General features: G+C 58.6%; 1 protein-coding gene and 1 pseudogene. Both read right to left on the bottom strand.

Going from position 1 to position 2,087, the window contains the following annotated elements; translation table 11 throughout:
* A pseudogene (locus ABS769_RS22325) lies at positions 1 to 667 on the bottom strand (hypothetical protein); the annotation flags it as partial.
* Between the two features lie 319 nt (positions 668 to 986).
* Positions 987 to 1,643 (bottom strand): imm11 family protein, encoded by a 657-nt coding sequence (locus ABS769_RS22320; protein WP_317063430.1) that lies wholly within the window; start codon positions 1,641 to 1,643, stop codon positions 987 to 989.
* Between the last annotated feature and the right edge of the window lie 444 nt (positions 1,644 to 2,087).

Genomic DNA, 2,087 nt, shown 5'->3' with positions numbered 1-2,087 from the left:
CGAGCGGGTTGTCCTGGCCGAGGAACTGCGTGGCGCGTTGGCCGGTCATCACCGTGTCGGCGGCGGTGGCGAGCAGGCCGGCGGTGCGTAGCGCCTGGCCGGCAGATAGATCGCCTGCGAGCAGCTCTGCGGTGGCGAAGCCGCGTTGCGAGACTGGTGTATACGATGGATGCGGTGCGGCGCCTGCGCCTTGGCGAATGCTGCGTGCGGTACCGTCGATGGTTGTCGGCGTGTCATCCAATACCTGCTGGACCACTGCCGCATTGGACTCGGACAGCGTTATTCGCCCGGCACTCTCTGCGTGCGCGATAGCCATGCGCAATTCTTCTCGGCCGGCGATCTCGCGGATAACGGCATCGCGTTCATTCGGGACAGCGACCAGATTTTTGCCCGTCGTGCGTGCGTCATCGATCACCTTTGCGATCCGCTGCTCGGAGTGGGTGATGGCGGCCCATTCGGATTCGACAGTGCTCATGGCGCGCAGCGTCTCCAGCTGATCGGCATGGGCAATGCGGTATTGCTCGTATTCGGAAATAGTGCTGTGGTTTTGCGCGTTGGCCTCGGCCTTGGTCAAGCGATCCGGGGTGGTTGCGAACATATCGCCATTGATCAGGGCGACTTTGAGGGTGTCTTGCAGGTCGTGGACTTGGGCAGCGACGCGCTTCAATGCAGCAGCGTCGTTGGACATGGCGGCGTCGCCGTCTGGCGAGTTAAGGAGCTTGTCAAGATAATCCCCAGTTACATCCGTATAAGACCTTCGCGTGCGTCCTCGGTGGGGGGATGTTTCCAGTTCATCTGCCAGCTTGCCATCTACCGGCAGATAGAGACGATTGATCGATACATCCTTGTCGATCAAGCCATGATCGGCCAACTTTTTGAGCAAGTCATGCTTGCGAAAGATGGTGTTTTCAATGACATGATGACTTTCAAGGATGACATTACTGGCCGGCATCTGTCTTTACTCCAAAATCCATTCAGAGGAATTTTTATCCGTAATTTGCTGCGTCGATCAGCCGAACGCCACGCTTCCTGGGTGATTTGCCGAATCCCTGGGAAATCAGGGTGTCGCGCAAGAAACGATCGCAAAAAGCATCTGCCGTATAAGGTGTTCTGAAGATATGCGCGGCCCCGATCACATCTTTGTTGAATGCAAACTCTGCGCCTCCCGTAATGTCGTAATATTTGCCGTTACGGTATCCGGTCAACACTTTTACAGTGGATGCCTCCTCGTCGATGGCTTCGATAATTCGCACCACCTCACAAAGATAGTGCGGTGCTCCGGGCGTACCGTCTTCCAATCGGAAGTCGCATAGCGCAAAGGCAAAGCCCTCCGGGTCCGCAGCTTCGAAGATCTGCTTCAGTGGCTCGGAGACCAGCCAGTACCGCTTGAATCCACTATCAAGGTCATCGGGCATATCGCCGATGCGGCTGTCGTAGCGCAAGCGCGGGGTCTCCTTCAATGCAGCTAGCCCCGCGTCCTCGCCTGGCCGGCTGTAGGCAATGGGGAACGGCACTGCATCTTCGTTCTCGAATTCCACGCCATGCCCGCGACCGCCCCCCCCCATATCAGATCTGAGGATGTAGAAAGCACCTTTCTGAGGTGCGTTGTGGAGTGTTGCGCGGGCTTCTTTTGCTTCGTTCATAGGTGCTTTCTCTCAACAATCCAGCATGCGTCGAACAGGTGCTCACAGGTGAGTCGCTTTGCTGCCTCTCCATCAGATGCCCACCTCTGCGCTTGACCGCCCGTAATGGAGGCGGGGCCGGCGGCGGATGTTGGGCATGTCGTAGCCCCTATTGGAACCGGATGCAGCCTCTTATGTTGCCCGTCTTCAGCGACCGACGCAGTAGGAAAACCCCGACGCCTACAGAACAGCGCTGGCCCTGGCGCGCGCAATCGTCGCCCCGCCACGCCTGCGGTCTTCATGCCCCTGTTTTTCTGCACCCCTGCAACGTCTGGCGTGGCGCGCCGCCGTTGACGCTCGGGCCGGATTCAACAGATCGCCAGTCCCTGCGGATCCCTGCACGAAACGTCCCTTGCCGCGCCTCCGGTGGCGACACATCGAGCGCAGCCCAGTAGCCAGAATCTT

Source organism: Xanthomonas hortorum (genome assembly GCF_040279205.1).
Taxonomy (GTDB): Bacteria; Pseudomonadota; Gammaproteobacteria; order Xanthomonadales; family Xanthomonadaceae; genus Xanthomonas; species Xanthomonas hortorum_F.
The sequence above is the reverse complement of the archived record's forward strand: the minus strand, read 5'-3'. Positions and strand labels throughout refer to the sequence as shown.